The sequence below is a fragment of the Brevundimonas sp. P2_A6 genome (genome assembly GCF_056404975.1).
This window is the reverse complement of the sequence record NZ_JBFUCZ010000001.1, coordinates 368,289-393,808: the sequence shown is the minus strand read 5'-3', so window position 1 is coordinate 393,808 and position 25,520 is coordinate 368,289. Positions and strand designations below refer to the sequence as shown.

Annotated in this window: 24 protein-coding genes; 13 read left to right on the top strand and 11 right to left on the bottom strand. The window is 67.0% G+C overall.

The genetic code is table 11. From position 1 onward, the window contains the following. The first annotated feature begins 53 nt into the window (after window positions 1-53). The 4 genes from AC1DW4_RS02005 (at window position 54) to AC1DW4_RS01990 (ending at window position 3,600) form a co-directional block, all read left to right on the top strand. Window positions 54-812 (top strand): ABC transporter ATP-binding protein, encoded by a 759-nt coding sequence (locus AC1DW4_RS02005; protein ID WP_477015566.1) that lies wholly within the window; start codon window positions 54-56, stop codon window positions 810-812. Then, entirely contained in the window at window positions 809-1,570 is a 762-nt protein-coding gene (locus AC1DW4_RS02000; protein WP_477015565.1) for an ABC transporter permease, read from the top strand. The genes AC1DW4_RS02005 and AC1DW4_RS02000 overlap by 4 nt, the downstream gene beginning before the upstream one ends. Before the next feature lie 75 nt (window positions 1,571-1,645). Further along, window positions 1,646-2,485 (top strand): hypothetical protein, encoded by an 840-nt coding sequence (locus tag AC1DW4_RS01995; RefSeq protein WP_477015564.1) that lies wholly within the window; start codon window positions 1,646-1,648, stop codon window positions 2,483-2,485. Next, window positions 2,482-3,600 carry a DUF2336 domain-containing protein gene (locus tag AC1DW4_RS01990; protein ID WP_477015563.1) on the top strand — a complete coding sequence of 373 codons (1,119 nt, stop codon included), beginning with the start codon at window positions 2,482-2,484 and terminating at the stop codon, window positions 3,598-3,600. The genes AC1DW4_RS01995 and AC1DW4_RS01990 overlap by 4 nt, the downstream gene beginning before the upstream one ends. Window positions 3,601-4,074: 474 nt before the next feature. Here AC1DW4_RS01990 and AC1DW4_RS01985 read toward each other — a convergent pair whose 3' ends face one another. From AC1DW4_RS01985 to AC1DW4_RS01975, 3 genes are all read right to left on the bottom strand, one after another. Then, entirely contained in the window at window positions 4,075-4,338 is a 264-nt protein-coding gene (locus AC1DW4_RS01985) for a hypothetical protein (RefSeq protein WP_477015562.1), read from the bottom strand. A 1,805-nt stretch (window positions 4,339-6,143) separates the two neighbouring features. Continuing rightward, the gene (locus AC1DW4_RS01980; protein ID WP_477015561.1) at window positions 6,144-6,911 is read right to left on the bottom strand and encodes a DUF6456 domain-containing protein; all 768 of its coding nucleotides are present in this window, start codon (window positions 6,909-6,911) and stop codon (window positions 6,144-6,146) included. After that, window positions 6,908-7,297, bottom strand: a complete 390-nt coding sequence (locus tag AC1DW4_RS01975; protein WP_477015560.1) for a helix-turn-helix domain-containing protein — start codon at window positions 7,295-7,297, stop codon at window positions 6,908-6,910. Before AC1DW4_RS01975 ends, AC1DW4_RS01980 begins: the two co-directional genes overlap by 4 nt. 267 nt (window positions 7,298-7,564) lie before the next feature. Here AC1DW4_RS01975 and ctrA point away from each other — a divergent pair, with 267 nt between their 5' ends. Continuing rightward, window positions 7,565-8,278 (top strand): response regulator transcription factor CtrA, encoded by a 714-nt coding sequence (gene ctrA, locus AC1DW4_RS01970; RefSeq protein ID WP_477015559.1) that lies wholly within the window; start codon window positions 7,565-7,567, stop codon window positions 8,276-8,278. Window positions 8,279-8,300: 22 nt separating this feature from the next. Here ctrA and AC1DW4_RS01965 read toward each other — a convergent pair whose 3' ends face one another. Continuing rightward, the gene (locus AC1DW4_RS01965; RefSeq protein WP_477015558.1) at window positions 8,301-8,534 is read right to left on the bottom strand and encodes a hypothetical protein; all 234 of its coding nucleotides are present in this window, start codon (window positions 8,532-8,534) and stop codon (window positions 8,301-8,303) included. A gap of 183 nt (window positions 8,535-8,717) precedes the next feature. Here AC1DW4_RS01965 and AC1DW4_RS01960 point away from each other — a divergent pair, with 183 nt between their 5' ends. Further along, the gene (locus AC1DW4_RS01960; protein ID WP_477015557.1) at window positions 8,718-9,731 is read left to right on the top strand and encodes a hypothetical protein; all 1,014 of its coding nucleotides are present in this window, start codon (window positions 8,718-8,720) and stop codon (window positions 9,729-9,731) included. Between the two features lie 20 nt (window positions 9,732-9,751). Here AC1DW4_RS01960 and AC1DW4_RS01955 read toward each other — a convergent pair whose 3' ends face one another. Beyond that, window positions 9,752-9,937 carry a hypothetical protein gene (locus tag AC1DW4_RS01955; protein WP_477015556.1) on the bottom strand — a complete coding sequence of 62 codons (186 nt, stop codon included), beginning with the start codon at window positions 9,935-9,937 and terminating at the stop codon, window positions 9,752-9,754. Window positions 9,938-10,173: 236 nt separating this feature from the next. On the opposite strand from AC1DW4_RS01955, the gene AC1DW4_RS01950 reads away from it, so the two are divergent. Next, on the top strand, window positions 10,174-10,614 hold the full coding sequence (locus AC1DW4_RS01950; RefSeq protein WP_477015555.1) for an ATP-dependent Clp protease proteolytic subunit: 441 nt from the start codon (window positions 10,174-10,176) through the stop codon (window positions 10,612-10,614). Here AC1DW4_RS01950 and AC1DW4_RS01945 read toward each other — a convergent pair. The 4 genes from AC1DW4_RS01945 to AC1DW4_RS01930 form a co-directional block, all read right to left on the bottom strand. After that, the gene (locus AC1DW4_RS01945) at window positions 10,611-11,657 is read right to left on the bottom strand and encodes an endo-1,4-beta-xylanase (RefSeq protein ID WP_477015554.1); all 1,047 of its coding nucleotides are present in this window, start codon (window positions 11,655-11,657) and stop codon (window positions 10,611-10,613) included. The genes AC1DW4_RS01950 and AC1DW4_RS01945 overlap by 4 nt on opposite strands. A 161-nt stretch (window positions 11,658-11,818) precedes the next feature. Then, a complete protein-coding gene (locus tag AC1DW4_RS01940; protein ID WP_477015553.1) occupies window positions 11,819-12,229 on the bottom strand; it encodes a flagellar export protein FliJ in 411 nt (136 codons plus the stop codon). A gap of 13 nt (window positions 12,230-12,242) precedes the next feature. Beyond that, window positions 12,243-13,583: a flagellar protein export ATPase FliI gene (fliI, locus tag AC1DW4_RS01935; protein ID WP_477015552.1), complete on the bottom strand. Its 1,341-nt coding sequence runs from the start codon at window positions 13,581-13,583 to the stop codon at window positions 12,243-12,245. Between the two features lie 50 nt (window positions 13,584-13,633). Beyond that, a complete protein-coding gene (locus AC1DW4_RS01930) occupies window positions 13,634-17,287 on the bottom strand; it encodes a PAS domain-containing protein (protein WP_477015551.1) in 3,654 nt (1,217 codons plus the stop codon). Window positions 17,288-17,610: 323 nt separating this feature from the next. Here AC1DW4_RS01930 and cysK point away from each other — a divergent pair, with 323 nt between their 5' ends. From cysK to AC1DW4_RS01915, 3 genes are all read left to right on the top strand, one after another. After that, on the top strand, window positions 17,611-18,597 hold the full coding sequence (gene cysK / locus AC1DW4_RS01925; protein WP_477015550.1) for a cysteine synthase A: 987 nt from the start codon (window positions 17,611-17,613) through the stop codon (window positions 18,595-18,597). Between the two features lie 39 nt (window positions 18,598-18,636). Continuing rightward, on the top strand, window positions 18,637-19,854 hold the full coding sequence (locus AC1DW4_RS01920) for a DUF2336 domain-containing protein (RefSeq protein WP_477015549.1): 1,218 nt from the start codon (window positions 18,637-18,639) through the stop codon (window positions 19,852-19,854). 172 nt (window positions 19,855-20,026) lie between these two features. Then, window positions 20,027-20,458: a Ros/MucR family transcriptional regulator gene (locus tag AC1DW4_RS01915; RefSeq protein WP_209323135.1), complete on the top strand. Its 432-nt coding sequence runs from the start codon at window positions 20,027-20,029 to the stop codon at window positions 20,456-20,458. Between the two features lie 54 nt (window positions 20,459-20,512). On the opposite strand, the gene AC1DW4_RS01910 is transcribed toward AC1DW4_RS01915, so the two are convergent. Then, on the bottom strand, window positions 20,513-20,938 hold the full coding sequence (locus tag AC1DW4_RS01910; protein ID WP_477015548.1) for a SufE family protein: 426 nt from the start codon (window positions 20,936-20,938) through the stop codon (window positions 20,513-20,515). Window positions 20,939-21,128: 190 nt separating this feature from the next. On the opposite strand from AC1DW4_RS01910, the gene AC1DW4_RS01905 reads away from it, so the two are divergent. The 3 genes from AC1DW4_RS01905 (at window position 21,129) to AC1DW4_RS01895 (ending at window position 24,874) form a co-directional block, all read left to right on the top strand. Beyond that, entirely contained in the window at window positions 21,129-22,847 is a 1,719-nt protein-coding gene (locus AC1DW4_RS01905; protein WP_477015547.1) for a sensor histidine kinase, read from the top strand. 134 nt (window positions 22,848-22,981) lie between these two features. Next, complete coding sequence (gene arr, locus AC1DW4_RS01900; RefSeq protein ID WP_477015546.1) at window positions 22,982-23,398, top strand: NAD(+)--rifampin ADP-ribosyltransferase; 417 nt, start codon at window positions 22,982-22,984, stop codon at window positions 23,396-23,398. 333 nt (window positions 23,399-23,731) lie between these two features. Continuing rightward, the gene (locus AC1DW4_RS01895; protein WP_477015545.1) at window positions 23,732-24,874 is read left to right on the top strand and encodes a glycosyltransferase; all 1,143 of its coding nucleotides are present in this window, start codon (window positions 23,732-23,734) and stop codon (window positions 24,872-24,874) included. 26 nt (window positions 24,875-24,900) lie between these two features. On the opposite strand, the gene AC1DW4_RS01890 is transcribed toward AC1DW4_RS01895, so the two are convergent. Then, the gene (locus AC1DW4_RS01890) at window positions 24,901-25,446 is read right to left on the bottom strand and encodes a polysaccharide biosynthesis/export family protein (RefSeq protein WP_477015544.1); all 546 of its coding nucleotides are present in this window, start codon (window positions 25,444-25,446) and stop codon (window positions 24,901-24,903) included. Between the last annotated feature and the right edge of the window lie 74 nt (window positions 25,447-25,520).

Here is a 25,520-nt window from a genome sequence, read left to right as displayed (position 1 = left end):
CTCTCCGCCCCCTGGGCGGAGACAGGCCGCGTAGCGGCCAGAGGCGGGCCCGAATGGACGCCCCGAACCCGAGCGCGATCGCGCGGCTGAGCCAGGTCGTCGTCCAATACCCCGGTCGACCCGCGCTCGGGCCGCTCGACCTGAACGTCGCGTCCGGCGAAATCCTCGCCCTCGTCGGGGCTTCCGGCGCGGGCAAGTCTACCGCCCTGCGACTGCTCGCCGGATTGGAAAAGCCCGCCTCGGGCCACGTCGACAGGCCCGCCGCCACCCGCACCGCCTTCGTCTTCCAGAGCCCGACGCTGATGCCGTGGGCCGATGCCCGCACCAATGTCGCCCTGCCGCTGGAGCTCAACGGCGTCCCGCGTGCCGACGCCCATCGCCGCGCCGACGTCGCCCTGGCGTCAGTCGGCCTGGGCGACCGCACCACCGCCCGCCCGCGCCAGCTGTCCGGCGGCATGGCCATGCGCGTCTCCCTGGCCCGCGCCCTGGCGGTCGAGCCCGATCTGCTGCTGCTCGACGAGCCCTTCGCGGCGCTCGATTCCATCACCCGGCGCGGTCTGATCGAGGACCTGCACCGCATCGCCGCGACCCGCTCGATCGCCATGGTCTTCGTCACCCATGACGTGGAGGAGGCCGCCTATCTGGCCAGCCGCGTCGTCGTCCTGTCGGCCACCGACGGCCGCGCGGTCGCCGACATTCCCATGCCCGGTCCCCTGCCCCGACCCGGAGGCTGGCGCGCCGATCCGGCCTATCGCACGGCGGTGGAGACCGTCGCCGAGGCCCTGGCAACCTCCATGCGGGTCGCGGCATGAAGCGGCTGATCGACGTTCTGCCCGCCCTCCTGCTGACCGCCCTCCTGCTGGCCGGGTGGGAGGCCGCCTGCCGCCTGCTGCATGTGCCCGTCTATTTCCTGCCGCCCCCCAGCGCGGTCGCGACGGCCCTGATCCACAACGCCCCGGTCCTGGCCGGATCGGCGGCCCAGACCTTCTGGATGGCGTTCAAGGCCCTGGTCGTCGCGGTCGTCCTGGGCGGCGGCCTGGCCATCGTCGTGTCGCTGAGTTCGACCGCCGAGCGCGCCGTCGCCCCCCTGGCCGTCACGCTTCAGGTGACCCCCGTCGTCGCCATCGCGCCCCTGGTACTGATCTGGGCGGGCCTCGATCACGCCGACCGGGCCGTCACGGCGCTGGCCGCCGCCGTCGCCTTCTTTCCGGTCTTTTCCGGTGTCCTGACCGGGCTGAAGTCCGCCGACCCGGACCTGGAGCGTCTGTTCGACCTGCACGGCGCCTCGGCCCTGCAGCGCCTGTGGCGTCTGCGCCTGCCCTCGGCGCTTCCCTTCGTGCTGGAGGGCATCCGCGTCGCCGCCGGCCTGTCCATCGTGGGCGCGGTGGTGGCCGAGTTCGTGTCCGGGTCCGGCGCGACGCAAGGCCTCGCCTGGCGCCTGCTGGAGGCCGGGAACCGCCTGCGCACCCCCGACCTGCTGGCGGCCCTGTTCTGCCTCGCCGCCATGGGGCTGGCGCTGAACGCGGGCACCACCGCGATCCAGCGGCGGGTGCTGAAGGCCCTGTCCTGATCGTTTACCCCTGTTAGCGCGGGGTTAAGCCGCGCGGTCCTAGGCTTGGCCGGAACGATCCACCGGAGCCGCGCCTTGTCGACCCGCGCCATCAGACCCGCGATCCTGCTGTCGACCGCCGCCCTCGCCTGCGCGCTGGCCGGCATGGCCCAGGCCCAGACCGCCCCTGGTCCCCGCTACATGTCCTGGGCCGGACGCCCGGCCAACACCACGCCCGCCAACGTCGTCGCCGAACAGGCCCAAGCCCACAGCGGCATGATCCCGCGCCGCATCGCCCCCAGCCAGACCGTCGCGCGCCCGATGATGCAGCCGGCCCCGACGCCGCGCCCCGTCTCGAACGGCCTGACCCCCGCCAGCGCCTGGCTGGGTCCACAGCCCGTCTCCTCCTTCGCGCCCGGTTCGCCCGACCCCCTGGCCTACACCCGCGAGATGACCGCCCCGGTCCCGGTTCCCGTGATGGCACAGCCTCCGGTCCAGTCCGCCCTGCGTCAGCCCCAGCCCGACTTCCTGCCGAACCAGGGTGCCGCCGTGCCGACCGTGGCCCAGACGCCTCAGCCCGCCCCGATGGCCGCGGCCGACCCCATGGCCCCGCGCGCCGACGCCCTGATCTTCCGCCTGCGTCCGCAAGGCCCGGCCCAGCAGCCGACCGCCCAGACCGATCAGGCCGCGCCCCAGGTCTATGCCGAGGCCACGCCCCCGACGACGACCGCCCAGCCAGGCCAGCAGGGCAGCCGCTACTATTCGGTCCATCGCGACGCCGGTCACGCACCCGACCACACCCCCCTGCCCGAGGCCGTCTTCTACGACAGCGTGGCCCTGGACCTGGCCCAGCCGCCGGAAACCGAAGTGCCCCAGCGCGACGCCCAGGGCCGCCTGCGCGCGCCCGCCCGCAGCGACGATCCCGAACGCCCATGAGCGAGACCCTGACCCCTCCCGCTGTCGCCGACGACACGGGCTCGCGCCTGCCCGACCTGATCGCCCTGGCGCACGAGCCGTCCAGCGAGAAGCGCCGCGCCCTGCTGCGCGAATTGACCGACCATTTCTTCGGCGGCGCGCCCCGCTCGGCGGCCGAGGACGCCCTGTACGATTCCGTCCTGACCGACCTGACCGCCGAGATGGAGACCGCCGTCCGCGCCGAACTGTCGGCCCGGTTCGCCCTGTCGCCCGACGCCCCGCGCGGCCTTATCCGACGGCTGGCCAATGACGAGATGGCCGTGGCCGACGCCGTCCTGCGGTCCTCCACCGTCCTGACTGACGAAGACCTGCTGGGCGTCGTCCGCTCCAAGGGCCAGGGCCACCTGCGCGCCGTCTCCGAACGCGCCAGCGTGTCCGAGGCCGTGTCCGACGTCATCGTCCAGCGCGGCGACGACGAAACCCTGGGCACCCTGTTGCGCAACGACGGCGCCGTCCTGTCGCGCGCCGCGTCCGAGACCGCCGTCGAACGCGCCAAGATCAACCCGGCGCTTCATGCCGCCACGGTCGAGCGCGCCGCCCTGCCCGCCGACCTCTTGAACGACATGTATTTCGTGGTCGAGGCCCGCCTGCGTCAGCGCATTCTGGAACAGAACGCCGCCATGGACCCGGCCCTGCTGGAAAGCGCGCTCGCCGCCGGTCGCGCCCGCGTGGCCTCCGACGACGGCGCCCTGCCCGCCGACTATTCGGAATGCCTGGCCTATGTCGAGGAGCTGAAGGCCGCCAATCAGCTGACGCCGACCATGTTGGCCCGCTTCCTGCGCTCGGGGTCCAGGACCAGCTTCCTGATCGCCCTGGCCCAGCTGGCCGACGTCGATTTCCACACCGCCAGCCAGATCGTGGAGCGCCGCGAACTGGACGCCCTGTCGGTCATCTGCAAGGCCGCCGACCTGGACCGCGCCCTGTTCCTGACCTTCGCCGTCGTCATCCTGGGCTCCGAGGACAACGCCATGGGCAAGGCCCACGGCTATGCCAAACTCTATGCCGACCTGACGAAAGAGGCCGCCATGCGCACCCTGCGCTTCTGGCGCATGCGGCGGGGATCCGTCGCGGCCTGAGGCTGCGCCGAACGGACATCGCCTGAAAGCGGACCTATCGAAGGTCCGCTATGGGTGGTTAGCGGACCTTCGGCGTGCTGCGGCTTCGCCACCGCCGAACCAAAGCGCCGACTATCACCCCTGCTGCGCCACTCGGCAGTCCCAGCACCAGCGCCAGTGGTAGAAGCACGTCTGGCAAGTAAGCTACGGACCACTCTGGGCGACCACCGAAAAGATAAGTCGCGAGCGTGGGGAGCGCGAGAACGGCGATGGCGGCTAGCCACCAACCACGTTGACCAAGAAAGGCAACTATTCCAGTGCAGGCCGCAAAAGTAAGCGTCAAGGCGAGATAGGCCGCCAAATGGCCGTTGGCGACGGACGCAGGATCGATGGTGTAAACTTCCACCGGGTGACTTTAATAACCATGGGCAACGTCCGCAACGGGTCGAGAGCGGACTATAGATCGAGGGCGGCAAGCGGACGTAACCAATGCCATCAGCGACCAGAGATCGCGCTCGCTAACAGGGTGACGCCAATCCCCACAAACCACGCCCAAACCATGAAGCGAAACAGGGGAAGCAGCCTCATCCCTAGCGGCTTGAGCTGCGTTCGCTTGAAGAAACCAACATAGGCCCGCCATGAACCCTCGCCAGGCTTCACCTCGGAAACGAGAACCAAGTTGAGGATCGCAATCAACGGCACCCAAGCCAGCAGGAGCAAAACCCCCACACGCTCAATCATGTTGCCTAGGTCGGTCATGCAGGAAACATGGACGTCAGCGTCTCAGCGTACAACGTCCGCTATGGGTCGGGAGCAGACTGTCGGCTGAAGGCGGTTAGTGGACATTGCTCGACAATCGGCTGGGTAATAGCCTCGTCCTCGTGGACAGCGCATCTATCCTGAAAGCATCGTGGTCGGTAGCGATCAGCATGGCCCTATTGTCGGCCTGTCATCCTGGTCGCGACATTCAATCCGCCACCCAGTGTCCGGCCTGGCGGAACATCGACCTTTCCGCGCTCCCGACGCACTTGAACAATGATCCGAGCGACCCGCTTCTGGAAGACGTCTGGTCGTCCTGGGCGAACGAGCAGAATGGCATTGTGTGGAAAGCCGTGTCTCCAACCTCTTCCGTCCATCTGATTACGTCCCCCAGCGGGCTTTCAACCGATCCGACGGCGAGAGAAGTGGTGGGTCGGCAGTCAGCGGATGGATGGGAGATGTACGCGCGGTCAGGAACGGCGCCTGGCTGGCAGGGGCAGCGATGGACCGATTGGCGGAAGGTTCAGCTCACTGCCGGGGGCAAAGAGAGACTGACCAAAATACTTGAGGACCAGTGCCTATGGAGCGCACCCCGATTTCTCGGAGGAGAGGTCCGGCTCTTGAATGGGCGTGGTGACGCCCGGCCTGACGGCCCGTCTACTGGGTATGACGTGACAGACGGAAACCGCCGTTGGGGTGGCTGGCACTTCTCATGGTCAGTCGGCCCACCGGGACAGCTCCGCTCGCTCTTGCTGTCGGAGGCTTTCGGATCACCCGAGTGGGTAGAAGACGGCATTGGCCCCGATGGTTGGTTCGACTGGCCTGAGCCTAAGTAGTATCCGCAATGGGTCGAGAGCGGACGGTAATTTAAGGGTGGGAAGCGGACCTATTGATGATTGGCAACAAAGTTGCGGGTTGCCATGCTTGGTCTAGAGTCGCTCGATGACACAGGACGGCGTTCATCACCACCCGAGCCTTCTGCAGCGTAAGTATCACTGTCCTGTATGCGGCTACGCGTTGGACTTTGAGCCTTGGCCGGCGGGCCTTCCATCCTTTGAGATTTGTCCGTGCTGCCACACCCAATTCGGACTGGCCGATGATGAGAAGTCTTTCGAAGAACTGCGAGCCGAATGGGTGGCCCTCGGAACGCCGTGGCGCAGCGTGGTCGCGGTGCAGCCGACTGGATGGGACCCTCAACTTCAGCTGCAAGAGTTGGCCCGTAGGCAGGATCGATAACTGATCAGGGCGGCGGGATTTTGGTTTTTACCCGCTCTTCAACCAGCCTGGAAATGTCCGCTATGGGTCGAAAGCAGACTGTCCCTTACGGGTGGAAAGCGGACCCAAAGTCGCTCACGCTCGCAGGGTTCTCGAAGGGACGATTATGTTCAGACCTATCCGGTTTCTCATCGCGTCCAACAAGGCCGCGTTAGTCGGTCTGTCGCTCACACTCGCTATCGGAGTAGCGATCAGCCTGCTTCTGGTTTCCGTCCCGGAAGAGGGAACATCGACAGGCCGAGTAACGGCATTGGGTATGACTGAGGGCAAGACGGGTTCGCGTCCACTCGCCGTTGTCAGCGTGGACGGTGTAACCGCGCAGGTCCGAGTTCCGCGACACATTGAGTGCCGCGTAGGACAGCGGGTCGCGCTGGTTCGACAGCGAAGCCTATTAGGTCCGCGCTATGGCGTTGCGATACAGCCTCGCCCCTGCTTCGACTAAGGTCCGCTAAGGGTCGAGAGCGGACATCGAGCCAGTCGCCTAAAGCGGACACCCAGGCCCCCAACCCTGAGATCGGCAAAGAGCGGCGTCACCCGATCCCGTAATGCCGGGCCAGCGCCGTCAGCCCCTCCTTCAGCAACCGCTTCCCCTCGCGCCTCGGCACGCCCAGCGCGCGTTCGGCGGCCTGGATCGCACTGTCGTGGATGCAGGCCTGTTCGACGAAGGCGCGCCAGCGAGGGCCACACGCCTCCAGCGCTTCGGCCACGCGACGCCCGGCGGCGAGGGACCGGTCGCCCGGCTCCATCCGCGCGGCCGAGCCTCCGCCGGATCGCGCCCCGATACTGGCCAGCGCGTCCCACCGCATGGTCAGGGACGGGCCGGACATCGCCAGTTCCGCGTCCCGCCTCAACCGCAGGGCGGCCGCCACCTCGGCCGGAGACAGCCACGGTCGACCATCGGCGTCCTTGCGGCGGGCCAGCCAGGCGATCGGGCTTTCGCCCAGATTTGCGGACCGGGTCAGCAGCCGTCCGTCACCGTCCATCACCGATCGCTCGCCCGCGATCCGCCCGGGCGCGCCCGCGCTTGAAGGCCGAGCCGGAGCATCCACCGCCCGCGCGACCCAGCCCCCTCCGTGCCTGGCCTTCAGCCCCGGCGTCTCGACCAGGGCCAGAAAGGCCGCCTCGTCCAGCATCAGCATCGGGCGTGCGCGACGGTCGGCGGTCAAACGCAGGCCGTAACCGCCGACCGCGCTTTCGGCGAGCCAGGCACCGGGGCGTGCCAGCATCCGGCGCGCGCGCGCCACGACGGGCGCGTCCTGCGAAACGTCCTGTACTTTCTGTACTTTCTGCACTTTCATGCCGCCTCCGGCACGCCGGGCGTCCCATCTTTGGGAGTGCCATCCCCGGGCGCGCCGATGATGGCGTGGATGGCCCCCTCCAGCTCGTCCAGAAGGTCGTTCAGCTCGCGGTTCTCGCGCGCGTCCTCGATCTTGCGACAGGCGGTGGCCGTGGTCTGGCGATTGACGCCGAAGGCGTGGCCGACCCGCTCCTGCTGCCAGTCGAACGAGACATAGGCCAGATACATCGCCACGCGCCGCGCCCGCAGGGCATCGGGCGACAACCGGACATCCCGATTGATCGCTGCCACCGACACGCCGAACCGCAGCGCCACGATCTGGATCACCAGATCCGCCTTCTTGCGGTCCTCCTCGGACACCGCCACGCGATACGGGCTCCTCATCATGCCTCACTCCCCTGCCTCACCAAACATAGGAACATAGTCCTATCGTGCGTCAGAAACGGTCGCAGCAGTCGGCTGAGTGGGGCATCTTCAAAATATTTCGAATCGTTGACTCGCGGACTCTCGACGCCGATTCGCAAATCAGCCTAGATTCGCCTTCATGGGGTGCTGTTAACGGTTCTTAAGGTTTTGGCCGGTTAACTCTCGAACAAGGTTACCCGGAACTGATAGACCGGGCCATATGGTCAAGCTTTGCCTGGAGGGGCTCGAATGCGCGTTCTGCTTATCGAAGATGATCACGCGACCGCGCAGAGCATCGAACTGATGCTGAAGTCGGAAGGCTTCAACGTCTACACGACCGACCTCGGCGAAGAAGGCATCGATCTGGGCAAGATCTATGACTACGACATGATCATGCTGGACCTGAACCTGCCCGACATGAGCGGCCTGGAAGTCTTGCGTCAGCTTCGCGTGGGCAAGATCAATACCCCCGTCATGATCCTGTCGGGCTCGACCGAGATCGAGACCAAGGTCAAGACGTTCGGCGGCGGCGCCGACGACTACATGACCAAGCCCTTCCACAAGGACGAGCTGATCGCGCGCACCCACGCCGTGGTCCGCCGGTCCAAGGGCCACGCCCAGGCCATCATCCACACCGGCGAGATCGCCGTGAACCTGGACGGCAAGACGGTCGAGGTGCACGGCCACCGCGTCCACCTGACGGGCAAGGAATACCAGATGCTGGAGCTGCTCTCGCTCCGCAAGGGCACCACACTGACCAAGGAAATGTTCCTGAACCACCTGTACGGCGGCATGGACGAGCCCGAGCTGAAGATCATCGACGTCTTCATCTGCAAGCTGCGCAAGAAGCTGGCGACGGCCGCCGGCGGCAAACACTACATCGAGACCGTCTGGGGCCGCGGCTACGTCCTGCGCGACCCGTCGGAAACCGCCGCCCCCGCTCCGATCAGCGCCGCCGCCTGAAAGGCCGCGGACCGCTAGACGTTCAAACGCCCGCCGGGAAACCGGCGGGCGTTTCACTATTCGGACGCCCTATCCGTTGGGACGGCACCGCACGCGTGAAGTGATCATCGACCTTCGACGAAAGAGGGGTCTTTTCGGCCGTCACGACGACAGGCTCGAGCAGGTGGCCACTGGCCGGTGCGTCGGACAGGAATGAGAGCAACCCCGCTGCGGCAAGCAGGACGACCAGCCCGATGATGACGTCGCGTGTGCGCATGTCGAAGCGTCCAACCGATGCAAAGACCGAGCGTGCGCTGTCGGTGGTGTAGGCGACACTAAGCCCGATGGTTAAAGCCTCGAACCCACAACTCAGGGCTTCCGCCTCGCGACGTAAAGCATATCGGGCGACGCAACCTTAAGGCATCGACGGCCACCATCGGCGTTCAGTGGAGGGCGTGGCGTGGATCGGATCCGAACGGACAAGGCGGCATTCGGCGGGCTCGTTCTGTCCGCGGCGATCTTCATCTTCCTTTGCACGGCGCCAGGCATCTATGCCACCGCCGGCGTCCGGCCGTCATTGGACGCGATGCTGCTGTCGTCCTTCATCGGGGGGATCGTTTTTGCGCTCGTTTTCGCAATCGGGCACGCGTTGCTACGGAAACGGGCCAGAGGGGGCCGGTCGCTATATGCCACGCTCGGCGCGGTCAGTCTGGTGCTGGCCTATGCGTCGCGGATGGACCTCGCCAGCCTTGTCGCGGCGTTCCGTCACGGATTGGTCGCCTATTTCTTCTTTCTTCCCACCGTCGTCGGGTCCGGCCTGGGGTTCATCTACACCCTTCGCGCGGGCTGGGACGTGGTCGAGCCGGATATCGACGACATCGCCACACCTGCCAGCGCCGAGGCGGCCTCTGCTCCGGCCCTGATCGAGACGGACTCATCGGCCTATTTTGCCGGACCGGTCCGCGTGCGGACATCCCCGGGCCTGATGTTTCTGGCGGCCTTGATCGGCGGTGGCGCGCTCTTTGGGGCGCGCGCCTTACTGGGGCTGGTCGGAGAAGCGCGGATGGTCATCGACCAAGGCGCGCCCGCCGTCCTGCGTCATTCAGCCGACATGAGTCTGGCGTTCAGCGTGGAGATGATCGGCCTGACCTTCCTTGCCCTGATTCCGATCACACTGGGTCTGATTGCGGGGCATTTCGCCGCCCGTGCATTCAAGACAACCACGACAGGGGCCTACTTCCTGCTCGGGTTTGCGGCACCGCTGGTGTTGACGGTGCTCGGACCGGGTCCGTTCTTGATGGTCGGCCTCACCCTGACGTTCCCGACAGCGATCAGCCTGGCACTCTACAGACGGTTTGCAGGGCTGGAACCGATGCCCGTGGCCGAAGACGTCATCGTGACGGACCCCACGGCCCTGGTCGGCAAGGATCACGCACGCAGGCGCTACGGCCGGGTCATCCAGCAGCCGCGCTGACGTGACCTGTCGCCTGACGGTCAGGGGGCCGGAACGTCGGAGCCAGGTTTGGCCACTTCTTCAGGCGGCTGGTTCGCAGGCGGCGGGCTGGTGATCTTCCCGATCAGGGTCACGCCAGACACGGCCAGAGCCCGCGCCAGGTTCTCTCGGCGCTCGAACTCGGCCTCGGCGGCCAGGATGGCGTTCTTCTGGTCCTTGTCGATCATCGCGCCTGAGATGCGACGACGCCGCGCACCCTGCAAGCGAGGCCGTTGAAAATCGTGGTGAAAAGGTGACGCAGCCGGGAACCGCACAGGCTTCACGGCGCTGAGTGCCGACCATGACCGACCTGAAACCCGCCGACTTCGCCCGGCCCGCCATCCTGCTGGGCGGCGACGTCGACTACGCAATGTAATGGAACTTCCGCGCCCAGCTCGATCAGGCACCGGCCAGCGGTCTGATCGTGGTCGAGCTGTCGACCCTGGGCGGCGATCCCGAGGTGGCGCGGATGATGGGCGAGGATATCCGGTTCCAGTCGGACATGAGCCCGGATCGTCGCTTCGTCTTCCTGGGCAAGGCCATCGTATACTCGGCCGGTGCCACCTTCATGAGCTTCTTCGCGCCGGAAAACCGCTTCCTGACCCGGGGAACCCGGCTGATGATCCATGAGCGCAAGATGGACAAGACGCTGCAGATCAACGGGCCGCTGACGACCTGCATCGCCACGGTGAAGGCCATGCTGCACGAGCTGGAACACTCGATCCAGATCCAGCGCGAGGGGTTCGAGAACCTGATCGTCGGCTCGTCCGTCACGCTGGAGGAACTGGAACGCCGGGCCCCCGCCAACTGGTATATCGAGGCGAACGAGGCGGTGGAGCTGGGTCTGGTGTCGGCGGTGATCTAGCGCGCCTGGAACGCCGCCTCGACCGCCGCGAACATCGGGTTGGGGCGACCGGCGGCGTCGAACAGCAATGGCCGATCCTTGCCGTCGTCCCTGGCATCGCGCCTCAGCCAGCTGTCGGTGTCGCGCATGCCCCAGACGGTGAAGGCGAACCGCTGGGCGGGGGGCAGGGACACGAAGGCCTCGGTCAGCTCGGTGACCCGGGCGGTCTGTTGCTCGAACCGCCGGGCCGGGCTGCGGGTGTCGATGCGGCCTTCCGATCGCAGCGACGCGTCCAGTTCCGACACATGGATGGGCAGACCGAACTGGGCGGCCTCGTGGCAAAAGGCGCGCGTCTGGCCGGCCGGAATCTCGATGTCCAGATGCGACTGGGTGCCGATGCCGCCGATCGGCACCCCCGCCTTCAGCAGCCGCTCGACCAGCCGCAGGAAGGTCGCGCCCTTGGTCGGCAGGTTCTCCAGATTGTAGTCGTTCAGGAACAGCACCGCGTCCGGGTCGGCGATCTTCGCCTGCTCGAAAGCCCGCGCGATATAGCCCTCCTGTCCCAGGGCCTCGGACCACAAACAGGACCGCAGGCCATTGCCATCCTCGGCCACGGCTTCGTTGACCACGTCCCAGCCGGTGGCCCGACCCCGGTATCGCCCGGCGACCTCGGCGATATAGCGGTCGTACTCCCGCCGGAACCGCGCAGGGTCCAGCGACCGGAAAAACGCGCTGTCCTGCGAATACCAGATCAGGGTGGTGCCGAATAAACGCAGCTCATGCGCGGTACAGAAGTCCGCGATCCGGTCGGGCGCGTCCCAGCGGTAATCGCCGGTCTCCGACAGGATGTACTCCATCTTCATCTCCCACTCCGGCGTCAGCTGGGAGACATGCGTCAGGGCCAGATCGACCCAGGCCGGATCGTCGAACTGACCGCTCATGGCCGCCGTGCCGATGGGGAAGGGCGCGATGGATTTCAGGGGGGTGGCAGCGACGGGTGCCGCCTCGGTCGTTCCGCAGGCGGCGAGAGCGAGGGAGGAAAGCAGGACGGAGCGGCGTGACAACCCCTTCTCCCCTTGCGGGCGAAGGTGGCCCGTAGGGCCGGATGAGGGGTGACTCCCGGTCTTGCCAATGAGGGTTATCGGACGCATGATATTTGGTTCGTCGTACCCCTCATCCGACCTCGCTTCGCTCGGCCACCTTCTCCCGCAAGGGGAGAAGGAATTTAGGCGCTCCTGCGCCGCAAACCCATCTCGTCGAACGCCGCCGTCTCGCGCTTGCCGGCGGCGACGATGGCGTTCAGGCGCGTCATCTCCGCGACGTGTTCAAACTTCTTCAGCTCGGAATAGGCCCCGGTCAGGGCGTCGCGGGCCCCCTCCTCCTCGGCGTCCAAGGTGACCAGGTCGCCCTCGGCGGCGCCCTTCCTGGCCTTCCAGCCGGCCAGATAGGCGGACAGCATCATGCCGGCCTCCGCGTCCATGCGGGCGCGCTCGCGCTCGACCTCGGCCTCGGCGTCCAGCACGGCCAGACGCATCTCGGCAGACGCCTTCTTCGATGTGATCTCGGCCAGGCGCTTCTGCAGCGTCTCGACCTCGTAGTTGGAGATGCGGATCAGGGAATGGGCCCAGGCGGTCATGCGAAATCTCCGGTCACTGGATCAGACCTTGGTTCAGAATGCTTTCCAACCGGTTGAAGGAATCGGCCATCCGCGTGACGTCGTCCTTGTCCTGCCCCAGAAACGCTTCGAGCGCCGGGTTCAGGGCAATGGCGCGGTCGGTGATCGGATCGGCTCCGGACCGGTAAGCCCCGATCTTGATCAGCTCCTCCATCGAGGCATAGGCCGACAGACACTGCCGTGCCCGCCGGTTCAGCTCGCGCTCGGGCGGCGTCTGGCATCCGGGCAGGGTGCGGCTGACGGACTTCAGCACGTCGATGGCCGGGAAGCGTCCACGCTCGGCGATCTTGCGATCCATCACGATATGGCCGTCCAGGATCCCGCGCACGGCATCCGCGATCGGCTCGTCGTGGTCGCCGCCATCGACCAGCACGGTGAACAGGGCCGTGATCGGCGCCGCGGTCGTGCCGTCCGGCCGGATCGGTCCCGGTCCGGCGCGCTCCAGCAGCTTGGGCAGTTCGGAGAAGACCGTGGGGGTGTATCCCTTGGTCGTCGGCGGTTCGCCCGCCGCCAGACCGATCTCCCTCTGGGCCATGGCGAAGCGGGTGACGCTATCCATCAGGCACAGAACCTCCAGGTCCTGATCCCGGAAGTATTCGGCGATGGCCAGGGTCATATAGGCCGACTGCCGCCGTTTCAGCGCCGGCTCGTCCGAGGTCGCGACCACCACGACGGCTCGGCGAAGGCCCTCTTCGCCCAGCGTCTCCTCGATGAACTCGCGGACCTCCCGGCCCCGTTCTCCGATCAGGCCGACCACGACGACATCGCAGGTCGCCTGTTTGGCCAGCATCGACAGCAGCACCGACTTACCCACGCCCGAGCCGGCGAAAATGCCCAGCCGCTGACCCCGGCAGGTGGTGGTGAACACGTCCATCGACCGTACGCCCAGATCCAGCCGTTCCCCCACCCGCCCGCGCGAATGGGCGGCGGGCGGCGCGGCGCGTAGCGGATAGGGCGCGGGCCCCTGCGGCAGGGGCCCCTTGCCGTCGATGGGCTGTCCGAAGGCGTCGATGATCCGACCCAGCCAGGCCGTGGTCGGATAGACCGCCGCCGCCTGTCCGATGATGTGGATGTCGGCCCCCGGCGCCACGCCCTCGACCGGCCCGAACGGCATCAGCAGGGCCTTGGAATCGCGAAATCCGACGACCTCGGCGGGCAGGGGGGTGGTCCCCCGCCGCCCGATCTCGGCCCGCGCGCCGACGGCCAGACGGCTCAAGCCTCCCCGCGCCTCGATCAACAGACCGGACACACCCGCGACCTTGCCGGTGACGACCAGCGGATCGATGGCTTCGACGGCGGCGACCAGGTTGCGCATCCGTTAACCGATGCCGGATCGTGGTTAACGGGGGGTGAAGCGCGGTGCGCCTATCCCTCGATCATGTCGTGGACCTTGGCGGCCAGGTCGCCCATGACGAAGGGCTTGGTCAGGACCTCCATGCCGGGTGCCAGTAGACCGTTGCCGACCGCCGCGTTCTCCGCGTAACCGGTGATGAAAAGGACCTTCAGCTCCGGTCGGGTCACCCGCGCGGCGTCGGCCACCTGTCGTCCGTTCATCCCACCGGGCAGGCCGACGTCGGAGACCAGCAGGTCGATGCGGCGATCGCTGCGCAGGATGTCCAGACCCGACGGCCCGTCCGGGGCCTCGATGACGTTGTAGCCGGCCTCGCCCAGCACCTCGGCGACCAGCATTCGCACGGTCTCCTCGTCGTCGATGATCAGCACGGTCTCGCCATGGCCGCCTTCGGCCACAGCAGGGGGCGCGAGTTCTGCATCCACGTCCGCGCTGCCGAGATGGCGCGGCAGGTACAGGCACAGGGTCGTGCCTTTGCCGAGCTCGGAATAGATGCGGACCTGGCCGCCCGACTGGCGCACGAAGCCGTGGATCATCGACAGGCCCAGCCCCGTCCCCTGGCCCAGCGGCTTGGTGGTGAAGAAGGGGTCGAACGCCTGGGCCTGGACCTCGGGGCTCATGCCCGTGCCGGTGTCGGTGACGCACAGCGAGACGTACTGACCAGGCGTCAGGTCGCGCGCCTTGGCCGCCCGCTCGTCCAGCCATTTGTTCGACGTCTCGATGGTCAGTCGCCCGCCGTCCGGGGCCATGGCGTCGCGACCGTTGATGCACAGGTTCAGCAGGGCGTTTTCCAGCTGGGACGGATCGATCTGCGTCGCCCACAGTCCGCCCGCGCCCACCACCTCGACCTCCACGTCCGGCCCGACGCTGCGCCGGATCAGGTCTTCCATGCCGTTGATCAGACGATTCACGTCCGTCGGCTTGGGGTCCAGCGTCTGACGCCGCGAAAAGGCCAGTAGCCGCTGGGTCAGGGACGCCGCCCTCTGGGCGGATCCTTGCGCCGCATCGATGTATCGCTCCATCCCGTTCAGACGACCTTCGGAAAGGCGTTTGGACAGCAGCTCCAGCGACCCGGAAATCCCGGCCAGCAGGTTGTTGAAGTCGTGGGCGATGCCGCCGGTCAGCTGACCCACCGCCTCCATCTTCTGGGACTGGCGCAGGGCCTCTTGCGCGGTGGCCAGTCTGGCGGCCTGTTCGCGTTCCTCGGTGACGTCGCGACCCACGCCATACAGGCGTTCGCCCCCCGGTTCCGGCGACAGGGTCCAGACGAACGTACGCCACGTCCCGTCGGCCGCCAGCAGCCGATCCTCCAGCAGAACCGGCTCGCCGTCCGCCTTCATCTGCGTCAGCACGTCGCCGATGGTCTCCAGCTCGTCCGGGTGAAGGATTTCAGCATAGGGGCGCGATAACAGGGTCTGCTCGTCATAACCCAGCACCCGGGTCCACGACGGATTGACCCGCTGCAGATTGCCTTCGTAATCGACGACGGTCAGCAGATCGGGACTGAGTTCCCACAGCCGATCGCGCTCCGCCTGACTGCCGGTCAGCAGGCCCGACAGGATGTCGTTGACCCGCTCCAGTTCCTCGCCCTGGCGGCGGATGTCGTCGATGTCGCTGTTGGCACCGACCCAGCCGGTGACCGCTCCACTGGCGTCGCGCACCGGCTCGGCCTGGACGCGGAACCAGCGCCAGACGCCATCGTGGCGGCGGATGCGGAACTCGGTCTGATAGGGAGTGCCGCTTTCCAGCGACCGCCCCCACGAGGCGGCCGCCGCCGCCAGATCGTCGGGGTGCACGATCCGACCCCAGCCCTCGGCTCCGTCGATGTCACCCTCTGCCAGACCGGCATAGGCATAGACCTGGTCGTTGAACCAATACAGGTCGCCGTCCGGTCGGCTGGCCCAGACATGGTTCGGCACGGCTTGCGAGAAGGCGCGGAACTGGGCCTCGCTGTCGGCCAGGTCGGCCGAGGCCCGCGCCCGCTCGACCGCCGTGCGCACGCGCGCGGCGACGTCGGCCAGCAATTCGACGTCGCTGTCGGACCATGCCCGTGGCGTGACGTTGTTGACGAACGCCAGGGCGACGACCTTCCCCTGTTCGATCAGTGGCATGTTGATGAAGGACGACACGCCGATGCCGGCCAGGGCATCGGCCGTGTCCAGGGTGCGCGGGTCGGACCGGGTATCGGCGACGACGACAATTTCTCCGCGCGCCAGATCTTCGATGTACGACCCGAAATCGCGAAACCTCAGCGTCCCGGCGATGCTGCTCATGCCCGGCGCGTTGTAGTCGCGGGCGATGGTCACCGTCTCGGCGGCCATGTCCATGACGCCGTAACCCGCCCGCGTGACGTTCAACGCCCGTGCCAGCAGGGCGGACGACGCCGCCGCGATCTCCTCGGGATCGGTCACGTCGCGCAGGACGTCGGTCAGCTCCAGCAGAGCCGCCTGCCGCGCCTCGGTCTGTTTGCGATCGGTGATGTTGGTGAACAGGATGGCGACGCGGGCCGCAGCCGGATCGCCGATCCGCAGGGCCTCCACATCGTACCAGCGGCCCAGGACATCGGCCGGGTTTTCGAACCGCACAGGCTCTCCGGTCAGGGCGACCTTCCCGTACAGATCGAACCAGTGCTGTTCCAGCCCGGGCGCGATCTCCGACACCCATTTGCCGTTGGCGCCGTAAAGGCCCGTCATCGCCTCGAACGCGGGATTGCCCTCGACGATCATGTAGTCGACCGGCCGCATATCGGCGTCGAACTTCATCTGGATGATGCAGAAGCCGGACGTGATGGCACCGAAAAGGGTGTCGTACCGGGTCTCGGTGTCGGCCAGCGCGGCGTCGGCCTGACGCCTGTCGGTGATATCGAAGGTGACGCCCGGAAAGCGGACCGCCTTGCCGTTCTCGTCGGTGACGACGCGGCCCTCGGCGACGACCCAGCGAATGTCGCCGGAGGGCTGGATCAGTCGGTATTCCGATCGAAAGCTGCCCTTCGTCCGTACGGTGCGTGCGATTTCCTCGCCCACGCGATCGGCGTCGTCGGGATGCATGGCGGTGAAGAAGCTGGCCAGCGGCGCGCCCTCGCGCGCCAGAACCGGGTCCACGCCGTAAAGGGTGGCGAAAGCCTGGTCCGCCATGATGCGGTCTTCTTCCAGATCCCAGTCCCAGGTGCCGACGCCGCGTCCCGCCGACAGGGTCAGCTCCAGACGTTCGTTGGTCGCGGTGCGCAACCGGTCCGACTGAACGCGCGCCGTGGTTTCGACCACCGTGGCGATCACACCGCCGGGCAGACCGCTCTCGTCGGGGACCGGCCAGTAGTCCAGGTCCATCCAGACCTGCTCGGGCCGTCCGGACCGGTGCAGGGTCAGTTCCTGATCCTTGTAGGCCAGACTGCCGCCGCCCAGGCCGACGCGCATCACGTTGTCGTTGAACTCCGCCACCTCCGGCCAGCCTTCGCGGACGTTCGACCCCAGCAGTTGGGGGTGGCGGCCGCCGGCGAAGACCGAATAGGCGTCGTTATAGATCATGACGCCTTGCTGCCCCCACAGCAGGACCATGGGCACGGGTGCGGCGATCATGAGCGAGACCGTGGTCCTGAGACTCTGCGGCCAGCCGGCGATCGGACCCAGCGGCGTGGAGCCCCAGTCGAACGCTCGGATCAGCTCGGCCATCTCGCCGGACCCGCCGGGAAACGCGGTCGTCGGGGCGGAATGCGATGGTTGCCTGGTCAGTGGTCCGCTCCCCCTGGGCCGATCTGTGCCGGTCCGATCCCACCCAACGCGGTGACGCTTGAACGGTTTCACCCGAACCTTATCCGCTTCCTCGCCTGGATCGGCGATCAAATCTTGGGGCGGGCAGCAGCAATAATGCCTTGTGCGCTCGCGTGCCGAACCTATGTCATTCGCACCCGCCATATCCCCATCCCGGGCTGGCGATCTGCACGGTCTGCACGATCTGCACCCATTTTTTTCAAGCGCCGACCGGAGCCATCCCGATGTCCGACCTGCCGCCCGCCTACGACACCGCCCGCCACGCCACGCGCGGCCGTGGCAAGGTTTATGACAGCATCGTCGACACCATCGGCGACACGCCCATCGTGGGTCTGCCCCGCCTGTCTGCGGAATATCAGCCCAAGGCGCGGGTCCTGGCCAAGCTGGAGTTCTTCAATCCCATCGCCTCGGTCAAGGACCGGATCGGCGTGGCCATGGTCGAGGCGCTGGAGGCGGCGGGCAAGCTGTCCGCCGACAGCGTCCTGATCGAACCGACCAGCGGCAACACCGGCATCGCCCTGGCCTTCGTCGCCGCCGCCAAAGGCTATCGCCTGATCCTGGTGATGCCGGAATCCATGTCGATCGAGCGCAGGAAGATGCTGGCTCTGCTGGGGGCCGAACTGGTCCTGACTCCGGCCGAAAAGGGAATGAAGGGCGCCATCGCCATGGCCACCGATCTGCTGGAACGCACCCCCGGCGCCGTCAGCCCTTCCCAGTTCGAAAATCCCGCCAATCCCTCGATCCACCGGGTCACCACCGCCGAGGAAATCTGGACCGACACCGGCGGCACGGTCGATATCGTGGTCGCGGGCGTCGGAACCGGCGGGACGATCACGGGCGTGGGTCAGGGCCTGAAGGCCAAGAAGCCCTCGGTCCGCATGATCGCGGTCGAACCCACCGCCTCGCCCGTCCTCTCGGGTGGCGAACCCGGCCCGCACAAGATCCAGGGTATCGGCGCGGGATTCATTCCCGCCATCGTCGATCGCTCGGTCATCGACGGGGTGGAGCAGGTCTCCAACGAGGACAGTTTCGAAATGGCGAGGAAGGTCGCGCGCGTCGAGGGCATCCCCGTCGGGATCAGTTCCGGTGCCGCCCTGACCGCCGCCTTCCGCCTGGCCGCGCAGGACGAGAACGCCGGCAAGACCATCGTCGTCATCATTCCCAGCTTCGCGGAACGCTACCTGTCCACGGCACTGTTCGAGGGGCTGTAAGCGCGCGGTTAACCGGGCGGCGGCTAATCTGGTCGCGTCATGACCGATCCGGCACCCGCCCCTGCGCCTGACGCCTCGACACCGGTGTTCCGCGCGCGTCACGCGCTGCTGAAACGGCTGGCCGATGTCGTGTCCCTGCCCGGCAGCCGGGTGAACGCTTTCGAGCGTTCCGTGGTGGGCGACCTGCTGGTCGAGATGCTGCGGCTGGCCGCTCCGCGCGAACGCCACCGGGTGGCCCAGCGACTGGCCCCCCTGGCCGAGTTGCCCAACAGCCTGACGCGGCTGCTGCTGCGCGACGAACCCGCCATCGCGGGCTTGCTGATCGAGGGGTGCGCGTCTCTCAGCGACGCCGACCTGGTCGCCTGCGCACGCGATACCGGGATCGACCACCGCTTCCTGATGGCCAGCCGACGCGGCCTGTCCGAGGTCGTCACCGAGAGCCTGATCGCCTATGACGAGGCCCCGGTGATCGAGGCCGTCCTGCGGAACACGACCGCCCGACTGTCCCAGAGTGGCGTGGAAGAGATCGTCAGCCTCAGTCGGTCGTCGCCGGAGCTTTGCGGCCACCTGCTTCGCCGGCCCGAACTGCGGCCTTCCGGCGCCTACGTCATGTTCTGGTGGTGCGGGGCCGAGGACCGCAAGACCATCCTGCAACGGTTCGCCGTGTCGCGCGAGGTCATGCAGGAGGTCGTCGAGGACGTCTTCGCCATGGCCGCGGAGGAAGGCTGGCAGGACCCGGTGTCGCGCAAGGCCCTGCAGTTCATCGAGCGCCGCCAGCGCAACCGCGCCGCGATCGAGAAAAGCCCCTACGGCAGCCTGGAACACGCCATCGCCGAGGCCGCCAAATCGGGACTGGGTCGCGACGTGGCCGCGGAGATCGCCTATCTGGCCGGCATCAAGCCGCTGACCGGGGCCAAGATCATGGGGGACGTCGGGGGGGAGCCCCTGGCCATCCTGTGCAAGGCGACGGGTCTGTCGCGTATCGATCTGCAGAACCTGTGGCGCTCGGTGCGGCGGCCCGAGACCCGCGCGGACGGTACGGTGCATCCGGACTGGGAGCGGGTTCAGGTCACCTATGAGATGCTGGCCGTGGATCGGGCCCAGACGGTTCTGCGCTACTGGAACTGGTCGCTTTCGTCTGCTTTGTCGCCGGCCCTTCTGAAAGCGATTCGCGACGGTGACGACGAGAGCCTGGACGACTACTCGGCACCCGAACGTGCGGCGATGATGGCCCTGGCCGAAAACTTCGGCCGCTGATCCGCGTCGGGGCCGTCGCGGGGTCTATAGTCAAGACTGATCTTGTGCGATTGCTCTTCTGAAGAAGATGCGCGGTCGCATTGCTTTCGGCCTGAAAGATCAGTATTTCCCGACTCACAATCGCCAGAGTGCGACAAGTCTAGGCAGGAAAATTCTCATGGACGCGACAAGAATGGACGACCGGTCCGAGCTTCTGGAAATGACGGCGGACATCGTGTCGGCCTATGTCGGAAACAACAGCGTGTCGGCCAACGACCTGCCGTCGCTGATCTCCAATATCCATGCCGCGCTGAGCCAGGTCTCGACCGGCGTCGTCGAGGTCGAGCCCGAGGTCAAGGAACCGGCCGTGCCGATCCGCAAGTCGATCAGCCCCGATTTCCTGATCTGTCTGGAAGACGGCCGCAAGTTCAAGTCGCTGAAGCGCCACCTGCGCACCAAATACGACATGAGCCCCGAAGAATACCGCGCCAAGTGGGGTCTGCCCAAAGACTATCCGATGGTCGCGCCCAACTATGCCAAGGCCCGTTCGGACCTGGCCAAGCAGATGGGCCTGGGCCAGGGCGGCCGCAAACCCGCGCGTGCGCCAAGAGCGGCGAAGAAGTAGGCACGACAGCCGGACACGGATCAGACCCTCATCCGCTACGCGGGTGAGGGTTTTTCATATCGCTCCCATCGCCTCCTGCCGGATGCGCCCGACCATCGCGTTCAGCCCGTTGGCCCTCTGGCGCGTGAGCGCCTGCGGCAGGCCCAGGCGATCCAGCGCCGCCTTGGCGTCGAAGGCCAGGATTTCCGGCGCGGTCCGGTTTGAATACAGTCTCAGCAACAGCGCCACATTGCCCTTGGAAATCGCGCTGTCGCTGTCGGCGCGGAAGGTCAGCCGATCGCCGTCGCGCCCGCTGGCCAGCCACACCTGCGCCGCGCAGCCCGGCACCTTGTTCGTTTCGGTGCGGTCCGCCTCGGGCAGCGGCGCCAGATCCTTGCCCAGATCGATGACGTAGGCGATGCGCTGTTCCCAATCCTCCAGCACGTCGAAGTCCTCGACCAGTTCCTCGAGGGTCGCGTTTATGGCGGTCGGTGCGGTCATGGCGCGCAGATACCCTCGGCGTGGATTAAGGACAACGGGGCGGATCGTCCCCAGTCTCGCGACCACCCGTCCCCGTCATGGGTTCGCCCCACGCGGGTGCGGACTTTGGACGACTCAAGCACGAGGCTAGTGTCGGGTTCGGTGCGACTCCCCTGCCCCGCCTTTCGCCCGAAGGCCTCCGGACCCCCGTTTGACCCCACCCGCCGCCTCATCGCTGGACGACAAGGACGAGCGGGTCAAAGCCCGAGCGTCTCGACCCATCGTCACCGAGGGTTTGCCCGCTTTGGCTGCCTGGCACGGCGCGTGGACCGCCGCGATCCTGGTGTCCACGATGATCGCCATCGGGATCGGTGCCCTTGGCGGTCCTGCGGCGTTCGGCAGCCTGGCCATGCTGGTGCCCGGGCTGGCGGGGCTGGCACTGATCCGCTGGGACGGTACCGGGGAGCGTGCCCTGGTCCTGGTCGTCTGGACCATCGCGACCCTCGCCGCTGCGGTGCTGTCGGGCGGTCTCGGCGGGCCACTCGTCGGCTTCGTCATCATGCCGTTCGTCGCCGGTCTGGCGCTGGGCGGGCCAAGACACGGCGTGCGCCTGGCCCAGGGCGGTGCCCTGGGATCCGCGATCGCCGCTGGCGGTGGCCAGTTGTCGGCCTGGCTGATCGGAGCGCCGCAACCCAATATCGGCATGGCGACCGGGTCGGCCGTGCTGGCGGCGATCGCGGCCGTGCTGGCCGTCCGACTGGCCTGGCGCATTCGCGAGGCCCGACTGACGCTGGCGGAGGAAACGACCCGCCGGGTAGAGGCCCTGCTGGCCAGCCAGCCTGGCCTGACCCTGGTTCTGGAACCGTCGGGCCGTGTGCAGGGTGCCTATGGCTCCGCGCCCCCCGCGCTGAATGTCGATGCTCTGTTCGATCAGGGGTTGATCGCGGCCGTTCATGCCCCGGATCGTCGACCGGTGCTCGACGCCATGGACATGGCCCTGCGGGGACAGCCGAACCAGGTCAGTTTCGCGCCCCGACAGGCGCTGGATCGCCGGGTGGTGCTGGTCCTGCGCCGTGCGGACGACGCCGTCGGACAGCCCCGGCTGATCGCCCAGGCCTTCGACGGCACCCGCCAGTTCGCGATCGAGATCGGGCTGGAAGCCGCCCGCGCCGAGGCCGAGGCCCAGAACGCCGGCAAGACCCGGTTCCTGGCCAACATGAGCCACGAACTGCGTACGCCCCTGAACGCCGTCCTGGGGTTCAGCGACGTCATGCGCCAGCGCCTGTTCGGACCCCTGTCCCCGAAATACGCAGACTACGCCGACAGCATCCACCAGGCCGGCTCGCACCTGCTGGACTTGATCGGCGACGTGCTGGACGTGTCCAAGATCGAGGCCGAGCGCTATGAGCTCAGCCGCGAAACCTTCGACGCGCGCGAGGTGGTCTCGGCGGCCGTGGCTCTGGTTCGGGTGACGGCGACGGACAAGGGGGTCGCCCTGGCCAGCCTGCTGCCCGACGAGCCGCTGAACGTAGACGCCGACCGCCGGGCCCTGAAGCAGATCACGCTGAACCTGCTGTCCAACGCCATCAAGTTCACGCCCTCGGGCGGGTCCGTCACCCTGACGCTGGAGACCATCGGCCCTTACCTGGAACTGGTGGTGGCCGACACCGGCGTGGGCATCGCCGCCCGCGATCTCAAGCGCCTGGGCCGCCCCTTCGAACAGGCCGGCGAGGCGGACCAGAGGGCCAAGGGCACGGGTCTGGGCCTGTCGCTGGTGCGCGCCCTGGCAGAACTGCATGGAGGGCGGATGAGCATCGATTCCACCCTGGGCGAAGGCACGGCGGTGACCGTGCGACTGCCGGTGGTCGCGGTCATGAAGGCGGCACCGGAAGGCGGAGCGGAGATCATTCCGCTGAACGCCGGCACCTGACGCCGGGCGCCGCCGCCTGGCCTGTCACCAAAATGGGCGCGCGATTTTCGATTTCAAGAATTGCGCCGGGCCGATTTGTGGCGAGATTTCACAGCCCCGCCGGACGCCTTCGTCCGGCTAGACGAGGGCCATCCATGACCACCGCTGCCACATCCTTCACCCAGGCCTATTTCCATGGAACGCGGGCCGATCTGAAACCCGGCGATCATATCGTGGCCGGCCGTCCCTCCAACTTCGGCCAGCGCAAGGAGGCCGTCTGGGCCTATGTCGCCTCGACCCTGGACGCGGCCGTCTGGGGGGCCGAACTGGCGTTGGGCGATGCACCGGGCCGGATCTACGTCGTCGAACCGACCGGTCGCTTACAGGACGACCCGAACCTGACGGACAAGAAATTCCTTGGCAATCCGACGATGTCCTACCGCACGCGCGACCCACTGCGCGTCATCGGCGAGGTCGTCGGCTGGCAGGGCCATCCGGCCGAGCAACTTGCCACCATGAAGGCGCACGTGGCCGCCGCGGCCGAGGCGGGCATCGAGGCGATCGAGGACTGATTCAGTCTTCCTGGCCGGAGCCTGAATGGCGGGTGCCACCCTGGGACGGCTCGCTGGTCGTCCAGCACTCGGCAAGCGTGTTCAAGGATTGGGTCCACCGGCAGGCTACGGGCGAATTTCGCGTTCCCGGAAATCTCCAGGCCCGCGCCGATGAGCGCGAACCACGACTCTTTGATCACACCCTGCTAGGGGAACGCGCGCTTTTCGAAAGGAGGCCTGCCCCTGACCGACGCCACCCAGGTCCTGTTCATCAGCAAGCAGCGGCTGGTCGGAGCCACGAACGGGAGTTCGACCTACCTTCTGGGTCTGGCCCGGGCGGTGAGGGCGGCCGGCATGGTCCCCCATCTGGTTCAGCCCGCTCCATCCATCGCGGGTCGATGGCCCATCCTCACGCTGCGGCCCGAAATGAAGGTCTTCGAGACTCACGCCGTCAGAGGTCTCGTCAAGGTGGGCGACCGGTTTGTGGTGACGGATCCGCGCGTCTATGCAGCGACGATCTGGGCGGTGGTTTCCAGGGTTGTTCGTGGCCTGGGTGTACGCTCCGACTGGGCGCGGGATCGTCCTCTGCCCTATGCCGTGGCAATACCGTGGACGCCCGCGGATCACAGGTTCCTCGCCGCCGCCGCGAAGGGGCGCGCGCAGATCGTCATCGCCGACTACATGTTCACGATCGAGGGGCTGGATGGCCTGTCGGGCGTCCGGCCGCCGAGCGCGATCGTCATGCATGACCTTTTTCATGCGCGTTCGGGCGGGACCAGGGATTCGGTGACGTCGATCTCGCGCGACGAGGAAATCGAACGTCTGGGGAAGGCGGATGCGGTCGTGGCCATCCAGGTCGAGGAGGCCGACTTCGTCCGGCGAGCACTCCCCCACAGCCAGGTGATCGTGGCGCCCATGGCCGCTGCATCGTGCGACCATCCTCAGCCAGGCGCGGACGGTACCCTTTTGTTCGTGGGCAGCAACACAGCCCCGAACGTGGTCGGACTTGAATGGTTCTTTGAACGGGTGTGGCCCCTCGTGCGGTCCAGCCAGCCGAACCTGCGTCTTTCGATCGCTGGAACAGTGTCGAGAGCCTTTCCAAAGGGCGGCCCTCCGGGTGTCGATTTCCTGGGGCTGGTCGATGACCTGGAGCCCCTCTATCGCCGAGCCGGTCTGGTGATCTGTCCCCTGACGTTCGGTTCGGGCCTGAAGATCAAGTTGATCGAGGCCCTGGCGGCCGGCAAGGCCACCATCGCGACGCCCGTCACCCTGCAGGGCGTCGAGGCGGCTTGCGAAGGGGCCGTCGCCAGGGCGGAAACAGCGGAAGATTTCGCTGCCGCGGTTCTCCGCTATTCTGCGGATACGGAAGCCAGGCGGGCGCTCGGCGAACGCGCGCTTGACGTGGCGCGATCGACGTTCGGCGAGACGGCTTGCTACGCCGAATTCTCCAACTGGCTGCACAGCGTCGACAAAAGACCGGCCGATCCGCACGTCTGATGCCGAGGCGTGGCGCGCCTGGGAGATCAGAAAAAGCGTTCGGCGATCCGGATCGTGTCTCCAGGCGCCACGGTCGTGGTCGATGTCAGCGCAACTTCGTGCTCTTCGGCTTCTCCGGCCCGGCGGATGAAGACACGCCGTTGATCGGCGCGGTAGCTGAAGCCACCCGCCGTCGCCACGGCGTTGAAGACGGTCAGCTGGCTGGTATACGGATAGGTCCCCGGATTCCCGACCTCGCCCAGAATATAGAACGGGCGATAGTTTAGGACTTCGGTGCTGACGCGCGGCTCGTTGATGTAACCGTCTCTCAGACGGCGCGCGACCTCTTCTGAAAACTGGCCCACGGTCGATCCCGCCGCCGGCACTTCGCCAATCAGCGGCAGCGCGATGCGGCCTGCTCCGCTGACGAAATACTCTCCGGTCAGAGTGTCTTCTCCAAAGACGTTCACGCGGACCTTGTCGCCGGCGCCCAGCTGATACTCGGCGACGGAACCCTGGCCCGCCCCCACGCTCTCGGGCAGAGCCTGCGGTGACGGGGTCGACGTCGCGCAGCCCATGAGAACCAAGCTCATGAAACCCAACGCCAAAACGGTTCGCAGCAGCTGCATTTCGTATCTCCCTCGCAAGCGTAGCGCACTGGGCATGG